Source organism: Rhodococcus sp. IEGM 1406, from assembly GCF_030056745.1.
GTDB lineage: Bacteria > Actinomycetota > Actinomycetes > Mycobacteriales > Mycobacteriaceae > Rhodococcus_F > Rhodococcus_F erythropolis.
Genome location: NZ_JASHKO010000004.1, coordinates 138,123 through 159,191 on the forward strand (window position 1 = coordinate 138,123; position 21,069 = coordinate 159,191).

The 21,069-nt window shown below is 61.8% G+C and carries 4 protein-coding genes; 1 reads left to right on the top strand and 3 read right to left on the bottom strand.

Features of this window, described 5'->3' with window-relative positions; genetic code table 11:
* Positions 1–1,140 precede the first annotated feature (1,140 nt).
* The 3 genes from QM596_RS19505 to QM596_RS19515 all read right to left on the bottom strand — a co-directional run bounded on the left by QM596_RS19505 (position 1,141) and on the right by QM596_RS19515 (position 18,879).
* A complete protein-coding gene (locus QM596_RS19505) occupies positions 1,141–1,896 on the bottom strand; it encodes a hypothetical protein (RefSeq protein WP_162793452.1) in 756 nt (251 codons plus the stop codon).
* Positions 1,893–2,132, bottom strand: coding sequence for a hypothetical protein (locus QM596_RS19510; RefSeq protein ID WP_113684146.1), 240 nt, complete (start codon positions 2,130–2,132; stop codon positions 1,893–1,895). Before QM596_RS19510 ends, QM596_RS19505 begins: the two co-directional genes overlap by 4 nt.
* 553 nt (positions 2,133–2,685) lie before the next feature.
* Positions 2,686–18,879 carry a non-ribosomal peptide synthetase gene (locus QM596_RS19515; RefSeq protein WP_283309711.1) on the bottom strand — a complete coding sequence of 5,398 codons (16,194 nt, stop codon included), beginning with the start codon at positions 18,877–18,879 and terminating at the stop codon, positions 2,686–2,688.
* 192 nt (positions 18,880–19,071) lie between these two features.
* Between QM596_RS19515 and QM596_RS19520 the strand changes: the two genes are divergently transcribed.
* Entirely contained in the window at positions 19,072–20,931 is a 1,860-nt protein-coding gene (locus tag QM596_RS19520) for a DUF4012 domain-containing protein (protein ID WP_283309712.1), read from the top strand.
* Positions 20,932–21,069 lie beyond the last annotated feature (138 nt).

Genomic DNA, 21,069 nt, shown 5'->3' on the forward strand with positions numbered 1-21,069 from the left:
ACACAAACGCACGCGCCGCCAATGCCCTCTTGTTAGGGGCACAAAATCGCGCTGATAGCTCTTCCAGTGGGCAATCCGACCTTGTATGGTGTCGCCTGGATATGAAGCGCCGCTAAATTATTCGAATTGCCAACCCGCGAACCACCGCACGGTTGAGAACAGCCCGGAGACAACGCTTGTGGAATGCTTGACCCGGGCGTTTACAGCGGATGTGCCGCCCCTACCGCATGAACGCAGGCATGCGCCCAGGTATCGCCCACAGCTCTGCGCCCAATTCCTGCGGGATTGTGAATTCGTTCATCCGAATGACGAGGTTGCGATCGGCAGACGCTCGGGTTACCAACCTGAAGCCTCCATCGAAGCAAAAACCGGGGAGCGGGCGCACCTGTGGGTTGTATTCCAGCACCGAATCGAATTCGCGCAGTATGTCGTAGAAATCTCGCAATGCACCGAGTTGAAATTTACACATGCCGACGCCGCCTGTTGCGATGAAGCGAACATGACTCCGCACACTACGAGCCGGGAAAGAATTGAGATGTTCCGCCTGGACGACCCAGGGCAGAGGATTCATGCCGTCGATTTCCGAACGAAAGAGAGTGCCTCTGACCAGGTATCGCGGTGCCGATTATTGCGATGGACGGAGTCGAGTGCAGTCATTTCAGTTTCACAGCCATGCTGTGGCAACGGTTCGATCTGAGCTAGTTCTTCCTGAGTCCATGAAGAATTCTGTGGTCTCACGACGCCGAAGACCATGTTGTACCAGAAGCGCGTTCTGAGAATCCGTGACATCCATCATGACGATCAGGGTCCTTGCCTCAATTCCTTGATCGGCGGCGTTGGCGCACCGATCGGGGCAGCGCCACTGTTGCGACTGAAAAAACAGTACGTTCGCTTCCGGTGCCAACGGATCCGAGCGGGAACTTCCGCGACGCCTAAACTGGCAGAACACCAGTTAAGAATACCTCCGAGCCAACACAACGAGCCCGGTCACTAGCCGCCAAGTGGGCTCGTCCATCGTTCGCCGTGCACGCTCACACGCAGATGTCGGTAACCCCTGTCGGTTCTGCGGTCCGACCGCGGTGTGCGGGTTGGGCATTTTCAGCACTCGAACTCCTGATTCCCTCGACCGCATGCCGACCCTCAGAGTTGCGTGAACGAATCGACCGACAGGAAGAACCCGGCTCCGTTGGAAGGGTCGGTGTCGGTACAGGTGAGTCCGTCAGTCGCCGATCCGCAGGTGACGGCGATGCCCTGGGTGAGTTCGAAAGTCACCCGCTGCCCGTATCCCAGAGTGTGCGGCGATACGTAGACCTCGCCCTGCGTGACGGTCGCACACGGGAGCGTCCCGCCCTCCAGATACCCGAACAGATCCGCTCTGCCCTGTTCGTCACCAAGACGGATCTTGCACAAACTGTCGGTCATCACCGTGTGCGGCCGACCTCGTGTCTGGCACGCCAACGTCGAACTGGACACCCGACACTGAATTTGGCTACTCGGGGTGCCGAACGAGTATCCCGACCCCTCCACGAATGCCGAGAGCGGCAGTGACGCGGCCTCGGGGGCGGTTTCGATCGGCGGCCGGCCCGAACCGCCATCGACGGTAGCAGCATCCGACTCCGAGGGAGGTGGGCCTGTCCCATCCGACGGGGCGACCGTGGTGATCGAGGTTGCGGGGGCGCCGGCGGGCGAGTCCAACGAGCAACCCGCCACGAGAGCGGTGAGGGCAACAGCTGCGCACACCAGGACTCCGCGCCCTGTGAACGTGAACATCGAGACCTCCAGCCCGCCGGGATTGATACGTGTGCACACCGTGTCGCCGGTTTCCCCCCATTCGTTACCGCCCCGCGCCACCCGGCGTTTATGTCTACGGCGCTGCGTCCAGGATTCGACACTCACCAGCACAGGCTCGAAGCTGTGGCGAGCATGTTGACCACGACAACGGTCGACAACACCACCGACAGCACCGCGAGCACGGCCCCAGTTCCGGTGCGGAGGCGAAGCGCGCACACGACAAAGACCCCGGACCACACGGACAACGTCGCGATCACCAGCCATCCGCCACCGGCCATGTCTCGTTCCGCGGGTCCGTCACAGCTCGTGTCGATCGATCCCCACAGACCGAACAACACCACGACCGCAGCCGCGAGCGTCAGCGGCCACCAAAGCCCGTGTCGACCTCGGACTACGTTTTGTCGAGGCCCCCGGTTCCGAACTTCTGGTGCCGGCCAAAGCTCCCGGGCAGTCGACTCACAAGATCGGGCTCACCAGCACCGAGGACGTGAACGACGAAGTCGGATCGCTGATAGCCATCGCGTATCTACAGAACGGCCGGTAGGACACTAACTCGCCGCCACGCAACCACTCACCGGCACGCTGCACGAAAGTCCCTGTTCTCCTTATCGGAGAACAGGGACTTTCTTCACCGCGGGGGAAGGTCGCTGCGACGTGTCAGCTCAGGCCGAAGATCGCGCCGATGATGGTCCGAGCAGCCTCGAAGAGCGCATCAACGGACGGGACACCGATTTCAGAGCTGATGGAAAAAAGGGAACCCAACATACGATCCTCCGGAGATAGTTTCTGAATGGCTTACTGCCACAAGGAAAATGCTACGGGTTCTACTTGTGGAACGGAAGCATGGGGACCCCGGGTGTGACAACTCCGGACCAAAGTCCCGGCACCGCAGATCTACTGCACCCCAGCATGATTGCTCTCCCCCGCCTCGGATTCGACGCCTTGAGGATTGTCGACGAGGACTTTCGCAACACTCGCCAAAGCCTCCATGCTCGACATTTCCGCGTGAGAGCAGTCGACCAAGTACGGCCGCAGCGGCCCCACCAGTTGGGACCATTTTTCGACCAGGTGACGATGTTCAGGCAGATCATGCTGCGCCACAAACAATTCCACTGAACCGAAATAGCGCCGCGGCGTGTGGTCCCGAACGATTCGCGACAGTTTTTCAACCCGCCCCACCACGGATTCGAGAACCGTATCGGAAAGGAAATCCATACCGGTCTGCCTTCGGATCTCTGCCGCAACGTCTACGAAAGTCAATGCTGCAGTTTCAGTTTCAACCTCAGCTAGTCCGATCTGTGCAAACAGTTCGGAAGGTTTCGGAGCCGCTTGTACCGATGGCATCATCTCCGGCAACAGCGCGTCGAGCATGACAACCGAACCGACCAGATCGCCCGTCTCTTCGAGTTGGCTCGCCATCTCGAGCGCGATCGTTCCACCGGCAGACCAACCCAGTAGATGGTATTCACCCGACGGCTGCACATTCCGTACGGCATCGACATACCCCGACGCCAACTCCGCCACCGTGCCGGGTAGCTCACCTGCACCCGTTGCCTGGATGCCGTACACCCGTCGACCTCCGAGCTGACCGACGAGTCCGACGTAGCACCAGGCAATTCCGCTGACCGGATGCACACAGAACAACGGCGGCCTTACGTCATCAGGATTGCCGCCCAACATGACGATCGTGTCCAGCGGATCCGAATGGAACGAATCACCCTCCACGACGTCGGTATGAACGAGATCCATCCGAGAGGCAAGCTCCGCCACAGTTCGATCGGTGAAAATCCATTGAACCGGGAAATCCCTGTTCAGGGTCTCACGCAAGCGCGAAGCCACTCGAACTGCACCCATGGATGTCCCGCCGAGCTCGAAGAAGTCGTCGTAGCGGCCCACCGATTTCGCGCCGGTCACGCCCTCGAATGCCTGTGCCACTTGACGTTCGGTATCCGAGACGGGTCGATCCACACTCGACCCTACCTGCGGCGAAGGAGCAGGAAGTGCCGCTACGTCTATCTTCCCCGAAGCGAGCAACGGGACCACTCCCATCACCGTCACCGAAGAAGGCAGCAGGTGCTTCGGCAGCAGGCCGGAGACAAACCCGCGAAGCTCCGATTCCGTCACCGAACCGTTTTCCGCCAGCGTTACGTACGACCGGAGTTCAGCGGATCCGTGCCCGTCGTCAGAGACGACGGTAACCGAGAAGATCACTGCTCCATGGCTTGACAGAGCCACGTCGACCTCCGCCGGTTCCACGCGGACACCCCGCACCTTCACCTGTGCGTCGTTGCGCCCCAGGTACTCGAGCGCTCGGTCGTGACGCCTACGACGCACGAGGTCACCCGTGCGATACATCCGAGTTCCCACCGCATAAGGATTGGCAACAAAACGCTCGGCAGTCAGACCCGGGGCGGTGACGTACCCCCGTGCCACATTCTCGCCGGCGAGGAATAGTTCTCCCGCAACGCCATCCGGAACCGGTCGGAGCCTCTGATCGAGAACAAACGCCGTCGTGCCAGGTACCGGGGTGCCGACAGTGACGTCCCCGTCAGTGATCCGCGCGGAAATCGATGCCGCGATCGTTGATTCGGTTGGTCCGTATCCGTTGACGATGCGATGTCGGGGTGACCACGCCGACGCAAGGCGGGCAGAGAGCGGCTCCCCCATCGATTCGACGATCAACGGTTGCACTGCATCCGGATCGACTGTGGCCAGGACCGTTGGCGTCACGATCAGATGTGTGACGTCGGCAGCGATCAGCAGATTCGTGAGTTCCTCTCCCCCGTAGACGAAGTCAGGAGCCAGAATCAACGTTCCACACCCTGCCGCCGCCAGAAGAATCTCGATCACCGACGCGTCGAAGGTCGACGACGCCAATTGCAGGACTCGGGGGCCACGATCGAGCTCGGCGATCTCGGCGTGCGCGGTGTAGACGTTCATGATGCCGCGGTGTGAAACCTCGACACCCTTGGGTCTTCCCGTGGAACCCGACGTGTAGATGACGTAGGCGAGGTTGTCGGGATGAGCCGGCGTTGCCGATACCTCGACAGCCCCACCAGCAGTGCAGGATTCATCCATCGCCACCCACTCGACGGAGTCCGGCAAACTCTCGGATGCACCTCGCGCTGTCAAACCGACAACCGAACCGCACTCCTCGACCATCGTCTGTCGGCGCGCTGTCGGCAGCGCCGGATCGAGCGACAGCCACGCTGCGCCTGCCCGCGCTACCGCCCACAGCGCAACGATCCACAGATGCCCGCGACCGAGCGCAACGGCCACCACGTCATCGGGTCCGATTCCTCGGACCACCAACTCGCGAGTCCAGTGCGACGACTCCTCGTGCAGGTCGCGATAGGTCCAGCGCCTGCCGTTCAATTCCAGCGCGATGCCGTCGGGTGCCTGCCGCAGCGCGCGTTCGAAAATGTCCGCAATCGTCAGCGGTTCGACGTGTCGAGGATTCGCAGCCGTCAGCGCCGAGCGTTCGAGACCGGACAGCAATTCGATCTCCCCGACCACGATCTCGGGTTCACCTGTCACTGCTTCGGCGATACGTGTCACCCGCTGCATGAACAGTTCCGCCGTCGACGCGCGGAATCTGTCTGTGGCATACAGCAATCGAATCGTCAGACTGTCACCGGTGTCGACCAGGTCCCACGTCAAGTCGTAACCGGTCGACGACCCTGCCTTGTCGATGTCGAAGACGGTGATGCCGTCGATCTGCGGCACGTCGAGCGCTCGCCGATATGCCAGCATGACCGTGAACAGGGGATGCTCGTTCATCCTGCGCGGCGGATCGACCTTCGCAACTACATCGTCGAACGAGACGTCCGCGTTCGCCATTGCTTCCAGATCGACACGGCGAACCTCGTCCAGGACAGCAGCGAAGCGGTCGGAGGAGTTGATCCTCGTGCGCAATGCGACAGTACCCACCATCATGCCGGCCACGCTCAGCAGCGCCGGATCGTTCCGCAGACTCACAGCTGCTCCCACCACGACGTCGTCTGTGACGCACTCGCGAGCGAGCAGCACGGCAATCACGCTGTGGACAACCATGAATACCGTGACGCCATGCGAACGAGCCAACGCCGACAACGCGTCGTAGGTGGCGCCGTCGAGGACTTCCGTCACCATCTCGTCGGATCGTGAAGACACCGGACTCCGGGGGTTGTCGACGGGTAGAGCCAACACATCCTCGACGCCACCAAGTGCGTTCGACCAGTAGTCGAGTTGCCGATGCGCCACGCTGAGAAGATCCTCCGGATCGCCCAAGCTCTCTCTCGCCCAGAGACTGTAGTCGCCGTAGCTGATCCCCTCAGCGGAGCGATCCCATTCCCTTCCGAGCACCCTCGCCTCGAAGGCTGCCGCGAAATCGGCAAGGATCGGGCCCATCGACGCACCGTCGATTGCGATGTGGTGAACAACCAGTACCAGGACAGTCAATCCTGCAGAATCGGCTCCTGCATTTTCGGTGAACACACGCACACGGAACGGAACATCTCGTTCGAGATCGAACGGCACAGTCGCGAAGGCCGAAGCGCTCGCACGGATATCGTCAACGCACTCAGCGGTGAGATCGACTGCAACAGAGTCTATTTCAACCTGTTGTGGACCGAGTTCACCCGGAACAAACACAGTTCGCAACACGGCATGGTGATCGACGACGTCACCGAGGGCGCTACTCAAGACCGAACGATCGATGTCGTCTGCCAGGACCGCTGCAAACGTCAGATTGTACGCAGTCGATTCCGGCTGAAGCTGATTGATCAGCCAAAGTCGTTGTTGCGAGGGCGCCAGCGGGGCCGGCATGCCGGGATCACGTCGAATCAGTTCGCGGCGCTTGCCATCGGACGCGCTCGCCGACAGCCACTGAGACATCGCTCGCGGCGACGGATTGTCGAAGACGGCGCGAACAGGCACGTCCCGCGCGAAGATCGAGGCAAGTCGACCTGCCACCGCTGCCGCGGCCAACGAATCACCACCTGATTCGAACAGGTTGTGCAGAGCGCCGAAACTTCCGGACACGTGTTCCGACATCACAGCGGTGACGAGTTCCTCCGAAACCGTCACTGCTGCATCGGGCGCCTGGCTCTCGAACACATGGCGCCGCAACGCATCTGCGTCCAGTTTTCCGTTCGTCGTCAGCGGGATCGACTCCAATACGACCACGCGGCCGGGCATCAGATACGCAGGCAACATCGCGGCCAACTCGATTGTCAGCTGATCCGCCTCCACACCATCGCCAACCGCGCACGCAACGGCGATCTCGTCGACGAGGACAACCGCCGCAGCCTCGACACCCGTGCATCGACGCAGAGCTGATTCGATTTCGGCGGGCTCGACACGGATTCCTCGCACGCTCATCTGACGGTCGGAGCGTCCGACGAATCCGAGCGTGTCATCGGTGCGGCGGTGAACCAGATCACCGGTCCGATAACGGCGGCGTCCACCTGGTGCTGCGACGAACGAGCTGGCGGTGCCGGCGGGATCTCCGGCATAGCCCATCGCAAGCCCGGGCCCGCTGACGTACAACTCACCGATCCCGGCCCACGGCACCGGACGCAGTCGCGTATCCAGTACCTCTGCACCGATTCCGGCGAGCGGAACTCCGATGGTGACCCGATGATCCACCTCGGCGACCGTCGTGACCACCGTGCATTCCGTCGGTCCGTACGCATTGAGCATTCGCGCGCGGCGACTCCACGCACGCGCGGTGGAAGGTGAGAGCACATCGCCACCGACTGCAACCACCTCCAACGAGTCGAACCACTCCGGAGCCATGGTGTCGAGTACGGCCGGAGTGGACAACATGTGAGTGACGCCGCGTTCTGCGACAAACTCTTCGAGTGCCCTTCCGCCGAAAGCCTCCCGAGGAGCGACCGCCAAGGTAGCCCCGGCGCCGATCGCCAACATCATCTCGAGAATCGCCGCATCGAACGTCGGTTTGTAACCGTGCAGCACAACCGAGTCCGAAGTCACGCCGTACTTCCGGATTGCGTCGTCGGTAAGAAGGCCCAGACCTCGGTGGGTGACTGCAACGCCTTTCGGTTCACCAGTCGACCCGGACGTGTGAACGACGTACGCGACTGAATCCGGATACTGCCGACCGGGAACGGGGCTGCGGTCGGAGAGCACTGTGCGCAGCTGCTTCAGCCGTGCCGGCGGCAGGTCGGGGTCGATCGGCACGAATGCCGCGCCCGTTTTCGAGATCGCCAACATTCGGACCAGGTACGCGATAGTCCGTACCGCCGGAATCTCGTACACGGCACCCGGTCCTGCGCCCCGAGCCACCAGTTCCCAGGCTTGGGCATCCGAGGCAGAGTCGAGTTCGGCATACGTCACCGTGCGCTGTCCGTCGTCGAGAGCAATGTTGTCAGGGAATTGCGCCGCTGTGGCGGCGAAGATCTGGGTCAGTGTCCGGGACGAATCGACCTCGACAGCAGTCCAACTGGGCGCCGCGCCCACCGCGAGATCCGAAACGAGTACTGGCACATCCTCGGCCATCGAGGTGAGCACTCTCGACAGTTGTCGAGCAACCGCGTCGGCGCTCGAAGGATCGAACGCGCTCGCGGCATAGATGAGCGCTCCGGTCAATGATCCGTCGACAGCGGGTGCGAGCGAGACGTACATGGGGAACTTCGTTGTCGCGGTCTCGATTTCGCGAGCCTCGATCGTGAGACCGGCCACCTCCACGGCAGGGATCGCGAAGTTCTGCAGACCCAGCGCAATCTGGGGAGTTCGTCCGCCGAGCAGCTCACCAACCAATTCGGCAGGAACAGAGCTATTTTCGAATGCTGCCACATCCGCATCGAAAGCTGCACCCAACAGAAGGTCGACCGGCACGTCCCCGTCGATCCGAAGGCGAAGAGGCACCGTATCCACGAACATGCCGACCACGCCGTCGAGCTCAGGCGTACGCCGTCCGTCGACAGCTGTCGCGATCACGACATCGGGATTTCCACTCAGCTTGGCAAGCACCACGGACAACGCCGCATGAACTACCGCAAACAGCGAGACCTTCAATCGATCGGCTCGCGCCTGCAGTGCCGAGGTGATGACGGCTGGAATCACGAAGTTCACTCGCTGCGCTACGGAATCCGGCCCGCCATCAGAGTGATCCACCGTCAGCGGCGACACAGATGTCACACCGTCCAGCGTTCGGCGCCAGAACTCCTCGACGACAGGGGAAACGTCACGTGCTGCCTCCCACGCGGCAAAATCCCCGTACTGGATCGGCAGCGGAGACCATTGCGGATCCAGTCCAGCTCGTCGCTTGCCGTAAGCGGTCAGCAGGTCGCCGACCACCGTTCGCATCGACACCCCGTCGACTGCGATGTGATGAAAGCTCACTGCCAGAACGTGCCTGACCGGTGACACCTGGAGCAGCATCCAGCGCACCGGTAGGTCTGCCGCTACATCGAAACCGCGCGAGCCGAACTCTCGCAGCAGCACCTCGACCTCGATGTCGGCGACCAGTCGCGTTTCCATTGTCAGGGAGGTCGGAGGATCCACGACCTGAACCGGTGGAGTGCCCGGATACCGGGTTCTGAGGACGTCATGACGGCCGACAAGATCCGTCGCTGCGTGACGCAGCGCGGGCACGTCGAGTTCACCGTCGATCTCGATGCAGATCGGCAGGTTGTACGCACCGCTCGACGTGTTCCGCTGGTTCAGTACCCACATCGCACGCTGGTTCCGTGACAGAGGTGCGGGCGTTGGGTCGCGGCGCGGTTCCAGTCTGACAACATCGGTCGCCGGGCCACTCTGCTCGAGCGAATCGATCCGGGCCGCCAACGCCGCAACTGTTGGATGCTCGAATACGGTCCGGAGCGGAACAACCAGCCCAAGGGAACTACTCAAGAGCGAGGTAACCTCCGCGGCCGACAGCGAGTTGCCGCCGAGGGAGAAGAAGTCTGCGTCGCAGTCGTCCTCATTCCCGCCGAGCACCGAAGTAAAAGCTTCGGCAACAAGGCGTTCTGTGGCGGTGGCCGGCCCCTGTGCACGGGAAACATCCAGTGTCGGCGCGGGGAGACGGGCGAAGTCGACCTTGCCGTTCCGCATCGGAAGCTCACCCTCGATTTCGACGATGACATGCGGAACCATGTACGTCGGAAGGACTTCTGCGACAGCGGCGCGAAGTTGACCCGTGTCAACTCTTTCGGCATCCGAGCTTCGCACGTAGGCGACCAACAGAGGACTTCCACCCTGGGCCGACCGAACCCCGGCGACGCAGAAATCGACGTTCGCGACAGACTGAATGACTGCCTCGATCTCACCCGGTTCGATCCGGACACCGTTGACCTTCACCTGCACGTCGGTTCGCCCGAGATAATGCAGGCTGTACATATTGCCTTCAGATTTGGGGCTTTCCGGCTTCCATATCACCAGATCGCCGGTCCGGTACATCCGGGCTCCTGAACTGGTTGCCACGAATCGTTCCGCGGTTCGGGCCGGTTGGCCGGCGTAACCGCGCGCGAGCATTCGACCGGAGAGATACAGTTCGCCGGCGACTCCCGGCGGCACCGGTTCGAGTCGATCATCGAGCACGACGGCGTCGACCCCGGCCAGTGGATACCCGACGGATCCGTCGTGAGTGTCAGCTGACAGTTGTTCGATCGACAGTGGTTCGGTAGCAAGCGAATACATCGCGGACTCGGCAGGTCCGTATCCGTTGATCACTCTGCGTCCGGCTTGCCAGCGCTTCGCCAACGCACCGCCGAGTCGCTCGCCCCCGAACATCACCGTTGCAAGGTCCGGCAGCGACGGATCGCCGATCGAGGCGACGACAGTAGGTGTGGCGCACAGATGAGTAATTCGCTCGCGCCTCAGTGCTGATGCAAGTCCCGAGCCGAACAGTTGGTCGTCCTTCGCCAGAACGAGCGTCGCCCCGGACGCACTCGCGATGAGCACCTCGAGCAACGTCATGTCGAACCCTGGCGCTCCGCGATGGAATACGCGCGAACCCGGACCAGCCGAGAATCGACGGGGCAGGTCTTCGGCGATCACGCCGAGCCCGCCGTTGGTCACCACCACGGCCTTCGGTGTTCCAGTCGTTCCTGACGTGAAAACTACGTAGGCCGCAAGGTTCTCGGAATGACGTCGGGCCCAGTCTGCGTCCTGCTCACCACCGGCGTCGAGGCCGCAGACCGCGCCGTCGCCCAGCGCTTCGAGGACATCGCGTACTCGCGCCTGCGGCTGTTCCGGGTCCACCAATGCCGGAGCTGCACCGACCTTCGCGATCGCCCACAATCGCACGATCGACGCTATGGTCCGATCGGCAGTCCAGGCAACGACGTGGTCCACTCCGACTCCCCCGGAACGCAACTCGTCGGCTGCGACGTCCGACTGTGCATCGAGGTCTCGGTAAGTGAGTGTGTTGCCCTCAACTTCGACCGCCACGGCGTCCGGAGCGAATTCGACGCCGTATCGCAGCATCGAGGCAAGCGTCGTACCGGAACACCGAGATGCATCGGGCCGGTCGACCGCGCCGTGTGCGGGGACGAGAAGAGCTCGCTCCGCACTCGTCAACAGGTCGATTCGCCCTACCGCGACATTGGGGTCGACAGACACTTGATTCAGGAGGTGCTCGAACCGACCCGCAAAGCTCGATACCGTCAGATCATCGAATAGATCAGCGTTGTAAACGAATTCGAGACCGAGACCACCCCCGATCCCCTCGTCCGTGACGTTGAGCTGCAGATCGAAATTTGCTTGCCTGACATCGGGCGAGATCTGAGTGACGGACAACCCCGGTATGGACCACGCGGCGGAATGAGTTGTCTGGAACGAGAGCGCCACCTGGAACAACGGATGTCGCGAACGCGATCGCGGTGGGTCGATCAGATCAACCAGCGATTCGAAGGGCATCTCTGCGTGCGCGAACGCCGCTACGTCTCGCTGACGAACCTGCTCGACCAACCGGCCGAACGACTTCGACGGATCGACTTCGGTCCGAAGAACAATCGTGCCGGCAAACATGCCGACCAGCTCGTCGAGTTCAGGTGTGACGCGTCCGGACACAACAGTGCCGACAGCTACGTCATTGCTGTCGTTGTACCTCGCCAGCAGCGCCGCGAGTGCAGCGTGGACAACCATGAACATGGTTGCGTTGTTCGATCGTGCGAGTGCTTGAAGGCCCGTCCGTACCGAACCCGAGATCTCTACCCGGCAACTCGACGCGCGGGCGGACGTCGAACGCGGACGGTCCAGGGGTAGCGTCACCTGCTCGGGAAGGCCTTCGAGAGCCTGCTTCCAGTAGCTGGATACCGTCTCGGGAATCCCCGATTCCCGTTGCCATGCGCTGTAATCGGAGTATTCGAGCGCGAGCGGCGACCACGTCGGAGCTTGCTGCGCCGAGCGAGCGATGTACGCCGCCGTGAAGTCACGTACCAACAATTCGAGCGATCGAGCATCGGCGGCAATGTGATGGACAACAACAGCCAGGATGTACTCGTCAGGCGAAAGCTGGAGAAGTGCCGCACGTACGGGCGGATCCACGGTGACATCGAAGCCCGAACCCACCAGTTCTGCAACACGATTCTCGGCGTCGTCGCCGGCGAGCGCCTCGGGATGAAACAGCGGCATCGCGTCCTCGGCGTCGAGCACCGTCTGAACCGGACGCTCGCCGACAACCGGGTATACGGTCCGCAGAGTGCGATGGCGATCGATCAGGTCGCGAATTGCCAGTTCGGCTGCAGCTACGTCCAATTCACCCGTCAGGCGTAACAAGATCGGGATGTTGTAGCCGGAGGACTCTGTATCCAACTGATTCAGAATCCACATTCGGTGTTGGGGAGCCGACAGCTGCACCTCCGCAGTGCCTGGGCGAGGTACCAAAGACAGACGAGGTACCAAAGACAACGGAGACGCTTGCCCCGTGCCGATTCGGGCGGCAGCGATGCCGGCGAGCTGATCGACGAATGGGTGCTCGAACACATCGCGGACGTCGAGGTTGCAGCCCAAAGCGGAGTTCAGGCGCGACGAGAGACGGGTGGCGATCAAGGAATTGGCCCCTTGATCGAAGAGATTCCGGACCGGATCTATATGCGGAACTTCCATCAAATCGCTCAGAATGGCTGCAACTGTCTGAGCGAAGAAGTCTCGCGACTGCCGAGACGGCTGCACTTGCGACGTCGGGTCCGGCAGTGATGCTCGGTCGATCTTGCCGTTGATCGTGACCGGCAATGACGCAAGCGGCATCAATGCCGACGGGACCATATGTGCGGGCAACAACGAACGAGCAGTCCGCAACACACCGTCGAGGTCGTGTCCGTTCTCAGGGGTGATGTAACCGACCAAAGTCGGCCCACTGTCGAGTTCTCTCACCACCACCGTGGCCTGCTCCACCGACGTGTGAGCCAACAGCGCGGATTCGACCTCGCCCGGTTCGACGCGGTAACCGCGCAGGGCCATCTGACCGTCGGCGCGGCGAACATATTCGAGTCGACCGGCTCGCCGACGGACCAGATCGCCGCTGCGGTACATCCGCGATCCTTCGAATCCGGGTTCAGACACAAATCGGGAAGACGTCATCCCTGGTTGACCCAAGTAGCCTTCGGCCACCTGCGGACCGGCCACGTACAGTTCGCCGACAGATCCCGGCGGGACGGGCTTCAACGACGCGTCGAGCACGTAGCTGCGAAACCCTGGTAGTGGGGACCCGATCGGCGAGACAGTCTCGTTACCGGAGATGAGATCGAAATTGGTTACATGGACCGTGGTTTCGGTGATTCCGAACATATTGACACCCCGCACGTCCGGGTGCCGATCGAACCAACCCTGCACGCGCCCGACGTCGAGGCGATCGCCGCCGAAAACAATCGTCCGGAGCGGAAGCAGCATTTCCTGCGTAACTTCCCCCAACGCATAGAAGGCGGCCGGGGTCTGATTCAGAACGGTGACTTTCTCCCGCACAATCAGATCCGCGAATCTTTCGGGAGAGCGCGCGACGTCACCGTCTACGATCACCAGGGATCCGCCAGTAGTCAACGCACCCCACATCTCCCAGACCGAGAAGTCGAATGCGTGCGAATGAAACATCGACCACACGTCTTCGTCGCCGAAGTCGAAGATCTCGCGAGTCGAGGCCAGCAGAGCCAACACGTTGTCCTGAGTCACCACCACACCTTTGGGCGCTCCGGTCGATCCGGACGTGTAGATCACGTAGGCGGCGGCGTCCGACTGTGGAACAGGCCAACCGGCCGTCGCTTCAGTCGTCTCGTTGACGAGGACGACAGCTTGCTCGTACCCAACGAACCGCCCAGCTGATTCGTCCGTCGACACAATCGCTTTCGGGCCTGCATCGGCAAGTACGTAGTGGATGCGAGCGTCGGGATACTGCAAGTCGATCGGGACGTACGCAGCGCCCGCGCGAACGACGGCGATGATGGCTACGACGAGGTCGACCGATCGAGGCAGGGCGACCGCCACGCGATCCCCGACTCCAATTCCTCGATCGATCAAGACGGCGGCAAGGCCCTCCGAACGAACTCGCACCTCTTCATAGGTGACGCGAGTATCGCCACTCGACACCGCGATTGCATTCGGATGCCGGGCTGCGACGGCCCCGAAGAGGTCGGGCAGCGACTGCGCGACAATCGAAGGACCCGGCACCCAAGCCAGCAATTCTTCGCGCTCCGCAACGCTGAGAACATCGATGTCGCGCAGCATGATTGACGAGTTCTCGGTAATCGAGTCACATACTCGACGCAGTCGCTCGACCCAGCTCTGCACGGTGCCCGCATCGAACAGATCGGCGGCATATCGGAAAGTGCCGCGAATACCGCTTGCGTCGCCGTCAATCGTACGATCTTCGCGCACAGTCACTTCGAGGTCGAAGCGAGGGTGCGCGGGAGGTAGCGGAGTGCCGTGGGCCGTCAAAGTTCCCACCGCGATCTCGGAATCCGGTGCTACCGGATCGACAGCGAGAACCACTCTGAGGAAGGAATTCTTGTCGCCTGCGGCCCCACCGACCGCGCGGTCGACCACCCAGTCGAACGGGACGTCGGCATTGGACAAAGCTGCCACGTCAGCCTCGCGTACCCGACTCAAGAACTCACCGAAGGTGTCTCCGCCGCGAAGGAGCGTTCGCAGCGCCACGGTCCCGACGAACATACCGACGGCGCCGTCGAACGAAGGGTGTGTTCGGCCGGACGTCGGGGTTCCGATGACCACATCGGACGCACCGGTGATCTTGCTCAGCGCAATCGCAAGGCAGGCGTGCAACACCATGAAGGTTGTGCAGTGATGCGCTCGAGCGATCTCGTTGAGCGCCGCGTGGACGGGCGAGGGCAATTCGAAAGTCACGTCCCGAGCCGACGACGGTTGGTCCGGCCGGCGGGATCTGTCCACGGGAAGAGCAAGAGTCGGATCAACGCCGGCGAGTGCGTCGGACCAGAATTCCAGCTGGCGACCTGCCAAGCTCTGTGGATCTGCAGGATCACCGAGAATGGTTCTGTGCCAAGCGGAATAGTCGCGGTAGTCGAGCGCGGGCGAAGGCCAGATCGGCGACCGTCCGTCGGCGCGAGCGTCGTACGCGGAGATCAGGTCAGAAACGATCGTGGCGAACGAAAGGCCGTCCAAGGCTATGTGATGCGCAACCACGGTCAAGCGGTGGTCGGCATCGCTGCCGGAGGTGAGGATCAAACGAAGCGGCGCATCGGTCTCCAGGTCGAAACCTGCCGCAACCAAATCCGCTGACGCAGCCTCGTAATCCTCGGACGGAACCTCGATCAGAGTCACCGGAGTCGCAGTCGCAACCTGGATCGGCCACGTGTCGTGATTCTGTTCGAACGAGAACACGGTACGCAAGACGAGATGGCGATCGGTCAGGTCGGCTACCGCCGCCCTCATCGCCTCTGTATCCAGTGCACCACTGAACGCGACCTCGAACGCAATGTTGTACGCCGACGACTGGGGATCGCGACGGTTGAGTAGCCATAGACGTTGTTGCGCCGGAGCGATTTCGACGGTGACCTCGTCCGAAATGCGCTCAGGCTCCACCACCCATTCCGCCCGGTCCTCACGAATCTTCTGGGCCAGACGCGCCGGAGTCGGGGCGCCGAACACGTCCCTGACACCAACTCGTCTACCGAGTGCAGAACTCACGCGCGCGGCAACATACACGGCGTCGAGGGAACTACCGCCCCAGGCGAACAAGTCGGAGTGCGGTCCGAGAACTCCGACGCCCAGGACCTCGGCCATCACCGAGGCAATCAATTCCTCGTCGTACTCGATCGGACGGTGCACGGTCGAGTTCTGCTCGGCGACCGCGGACCATGTCGGTTCAGGAAGCGCCGAACGGTCTGTCTTTCCATGGCTCGTGACGGGCAACGCTGCCAGAATCGTCACCGAACCCGGAAGCATGGAACGTGGAAGTAGTGAAGCCAGATGTTCGTGGACCGCCTTCTGACTCAATAGATGAGCAGTGCCGTCCTCACCTTCGGCCGCAGTCACGTACGCCGCAAGCGACCCGGATCGCTCGACCACCGCTGCTTGCGCAACACCGGGAGTCGACAGGAGCACAGCCTCGATCTCGCCCAGTTCGACGCGTACTCCACGGATCTTGACTTGTTGATCAGAGCGGCCCAAGAACTCGAGCTGACCGGCATCGTTCCATCGCACGACGTCCCCGGTGCGGTACATGCGCTCGCCGGCACCAGTGGCACCAAAGGGCGCCGCTACGAAACGCTCCGAGGTCAGCGTCGGGGAAAGGTACCCGCGCGCCAGTCCTGGTCCCATCACGTACAGCTCGCCGACGGCGCCGACCGGAGTCGGACGCAACCACGAATCCAACACCACAGCGGTAACGCCGTCGATCGGACGCCCGATCGGAGTATCACCGCCAGGCTCGAGTGGCTCGCTCATGAATGCCGCGACGGTCGCTTCACTGGGTCCGTACGAATTCACGATTTCGACATGACTCGACCACACATCCACGAGCGCCACCGGCGGTCGCTCGCCACCGACGTTCAACACCCGAAGATCCGGCAGTTTCCGAGGATCCATCGTCAGCGGAACCGATGGTGTCGAGATCAGGTGCGTGACACCCTCGAGCCGCAGATAGTCTTCGAGGTCCACTCCGCCGATCAATCCGGGAGGAACGATCACGGCGGTCGCGCCGCAGCCGTGAGCAAGCAGAATCTCGAGGATCGCCACGTCGAACGAGGTAGCTGCCAGGAGCGCGACGCGGGAGGAACTATCGATGTTCAGTCGCCTGGCGTGAGAACGCAGCAACGGTGAGATACCTCGGTGCGTGACCGCGACGCCCTTCGGCCGTCCGGTCGACCCCGACGTGTAGACCACGTAGGCGGTGTCGTCCAGGGACACGTCGCCTGAAGACGAACCGGTCCCCGCGCCTCGATCGATCGGCCCATCGACGGTCTCGTCTTCCCTGGGGTCGACGACGCAGACCCAAGCCGGCACGTTCACGAGTTCGCCACCGACCACAACGGACACGTCGGCGTCGTCGAGGATGAAAGCGACACGCTCGGAGGGTGTTTGAGGATCCACGAAAAGAAGGACAGCACCAGCCCGCACTACTGCATGAAATGCAACTACGGAATCGGCCGAGCGCTCGGTGAGGATCCCGACGACGTCACCTCGTCCGACGCCGTTCTCCACGAGCAAGGCGCACAGTGCATCCGCGCGAGCGCCGAGCTGGTCGTAAGTGACGTCCACACCTTGCTCGCGGATCGCGACGGCGCTCCCCTGCCCTGCCCCGCCTCTGACGACCGAATCGAGCGTCGCGAATCCGTCCGTCCGCGGACCTAACGCGGGGACCAGATCCTTCGCTTCGTCCGTCGAGAGGATGCGGAGGTCACCGAGCGCACGGGTTGCCGAGTCGAGGAATCCCTCGAGAAACCGAACGAACTGACGATGATGCATCGCCAGGTCACGTTCGCTGTACAGGCGTGGATTGGCTTCGAAGGACAGGCGAACCTTCTCCCCCGCGATCGACGGATAAATGCTGAAGAACAGATCTTCGGTGGGTCCGGATGTGAGGACGTGAAATTCGCCGACGACGTCGCCGAGCCGAATCGCTTCGTGAAACATCATGACGTTCACGGCCGGGCCCGCCGCCTCACGGGATCCGCCCTGCCCCTCCTGGAAGCCCATGTCCTCGTAGCGGAATCGCTGGTGGCGTAGTGCACCGGTCATCTGAACCGAGATCTGACGCACCAGTTCTTGTGGCGACAGATCCCGTTCGAGTTGCGCACGAACAGGCACGATGTTGGACAGCATCCCACCTGAACGTTTCGACGTCGCCGTGGTGCGGCCGGACACCGGCAAGCTGAGGACTACGTCATCGGAATCAGTCATGCGACCGAGATAGGACGCGAATGCACCGACGAGGACCGCCACCTCGGACGTAGTCCACTCGGTCGCGACATCCGAAAGCTGTTTTGCAAGAGTTGGATTCAGTGTCCGCACCATCATGCGCTGCGGCATGGACGTCCGGCCGGCGCCGTCGGCGAGGCGAACCGGGCGGGGCAGGCCTTCGGACATCTCCGTCCAGTACTGCTTGTCCGATCGATACCGCGACGAGGATCGGTAGTCGACGTCGAGGTCATGCAGTGCACGGACCCCGACACCACCGAACGGAGTCAGCGTCTTGCCATGAACCAGATGCGAATAGCGCTCGGCCACCCGCGCGGTGAGTGTCATCGCCGCATGTCCGTCGAGCACGAGATGATGGGCGTGCGAGTACCAGAAATAGTGATCGTCTGCCAGATGAAGCAAAGTCGCCGAGATCAGGCGGTCAGACATCACGTCAAGTGGCCGTGAGTATTCCGCTGTCATCCACTCGTTCGCGCGCTGAACCGGGTCGTCGTCGCTGCGTAAGTCGAGGTATGCGAGATCGTCGACGATCGAGTGATCGACAATTTGCGCCGGCTCGGCATCAGTGGCGACGAGGCGAACGAACGGCGACTCCAATTCATGACATGCCGTGTTCGTTGCCTCGATCAGAGCGTCGACGTCAACCGGCCCTCGTAGCTCCACGTACTGAGCCACCACGAACGGAGTTGACGGACTCAGTTGCTGCGCAAACCACAGCGCGAGCTGAGCCCGAGACAACGGAAAAGCACTCAACCCGTCACCTCACATTTCACCAGCCTTGTTTTTCACGAACATTCGATGGCTGATCACGTGAATCCATGGGAGCGAACACCACGAACGGCCGAACCGAACCCTACTGTCTCGTCTAAGTTTTCACCACTGGGCCAACACTGCTAGACATGTCGACGCAGCTTTCACGCACTCAAACGTCAGGAGCTTCAGCGGATGAACAACGACACGGTGGGACCAAAGTCCGACGACGATTCCGGGGCTGAACCGAGCGGCTCCAACACCATCCCACCGAGGGGCCCGGAGCGCGAAACGAAGAGGACGGTCACACTGCCGGGAGGCCGTCGAACTGCACTCGCAATCACGGGAACGGCACTGGTGGTGGGCGGTTTCGTGGCCTGGCTCGGGTACACGGCATACGAGGCGAAAGACAACCTTGAAGCAGCTCGCGACCATGCACAATCGGCGAAGAGTGCACTTCTGGCCGGGGATACCGGGGTCGCAGAGTCCGCCGCGGCGGAAGCCGATCGAAATGCATCCGCAGCGTACGACAACACCCATTCACTCCCCTGGAACATCGCCGCCGCAATTCCGGTCATCGGGTCGCCCTTCGACACGACGCGTCAGATGACCGAGGTCGTTCAGGGACTCACGCGTGACGTTCTCGGTCCCGCTGTCACTGTCGGAACTTCACTCGCACCAACGGAATTGGTCCAGCCTGGTGGACGCTTGGCACTCGCACCGTTACGCGAAGCGGAACCGAAATTGGCCGAAACAGCTATCGCCGCGGAATTGCTGTCGTCGCAGGCACAGGAAGTTCGCGAATCGAAGTACCTGGGCCGAGTTAACGATGCCAGAGCAGAATTGCAGTCGCAGACAAGCGAACTGGCTACCCTCCTGACGAACACCGCCACCGCGGCGCGCATCGCACCGGCGATGCTCGGCACCGACGGACCGCGCAATTACTTCATCGGTTTCCAGACCAATGCCGAAGCCCGAGGAACCGGCGGTCTGTTGGGTGGATACGGCATCGTCCGAGTCGACAACGGCGCCGCTCGGGTGGACACGCTCTCCCCCAACTCCGAACTAACACTGGACAATCAACCGATAGACCTTGGTCCTGACTTCAACCAGCTGTACGGAAACAGTCGCCCGACCACCGATTCTCGCAACAGCAACCTCAGCTCGCACTTTCCCTACGCAGCGCAGATCTGGCAGTCCCTGTGGTCACAGGAGTCCGGGGGTGAGATGGTCGACGGTGCGATAGCGACCGATCCGATCGCCCTGAGTTACATCCTCGAAGCGGTAGGACCGATCAAGATGCCCGACGGAGAGTCGGTCACCGCCGACAACGTCGTGGAACTGACCGAGTCGACTGCGTACGCTCGCTTCCCTTCCGACAACAAGGCACGAAAGCAGTATCTGCAGACAATCGCAGCTCGTGTCGTGGAGAAGATGACCGGGAACATCAAGTCGCCGAGCGCACTGCTGGAAGCTCTGGGCAAGGGCGTCAGCGAGGGCAGAATCGCCGTGTGGAGCTCTCACCCCGACGAACAATCGGTTCTCGCCGACACCGTCCTCGGGCACACCCTTCCCGATGATGCCGCTCCGTACGCCGGTGTGGTGATCAACAACCAAGCCGGCAACAAGCTCGATTACTACCTCACACGAGAAATCGACTACACGGCCAAACCCTGCACGGGCGACACCCGAAAGACAACCGTCACTGTTCGACTGACCAACGACGCACCTGACACCGAACTGACCGAATATGTCAGCGGGATCGTCGACAACCCCGGACGACTGCCCAATGGCACCAATGTGGCTGCAGTCACCCTACTGGCGACAGCCGGCGCCAAACTCGACGCCGTCTCCGTGGGCGGGCAGATTTCGTTTGCCGTCAACGGAACCGAACAGGGTCACCCGGCATTCATGACAAGGGCCGTCATTCCGCGAGGGAAGACCGTTGAGCTGAAGTTCGATCTGACCGAGCCCACAGCCGAGGGCGAAGCTCGCGTACCGGTCCAGCCGCTTGTCGACGACCCGAAGATTACCGTCGACGTTCCTAGCTGCTGAGCCTGACCGGCAAACGTCGACGAGGCCCCTGGCATGTCGTCGTTTGCCGGGCTAGTGAACTTTCAACAGATTTGAAACTTTGATGAAGGCTAGCCTATGCTTCCTGACGCGCCTGGAACCGGCCGTCGGCTGCGATCC

What these genes read in the sequence shown, in the direction of transcription:
- QM596_RS19520 (WP_283309712.1), top strand. Translation starts at nt 19,072, where the DNA reads ATGAACAACGACACGGTGGGACCAAAGTCCGACGACGATTCCGGGGCT.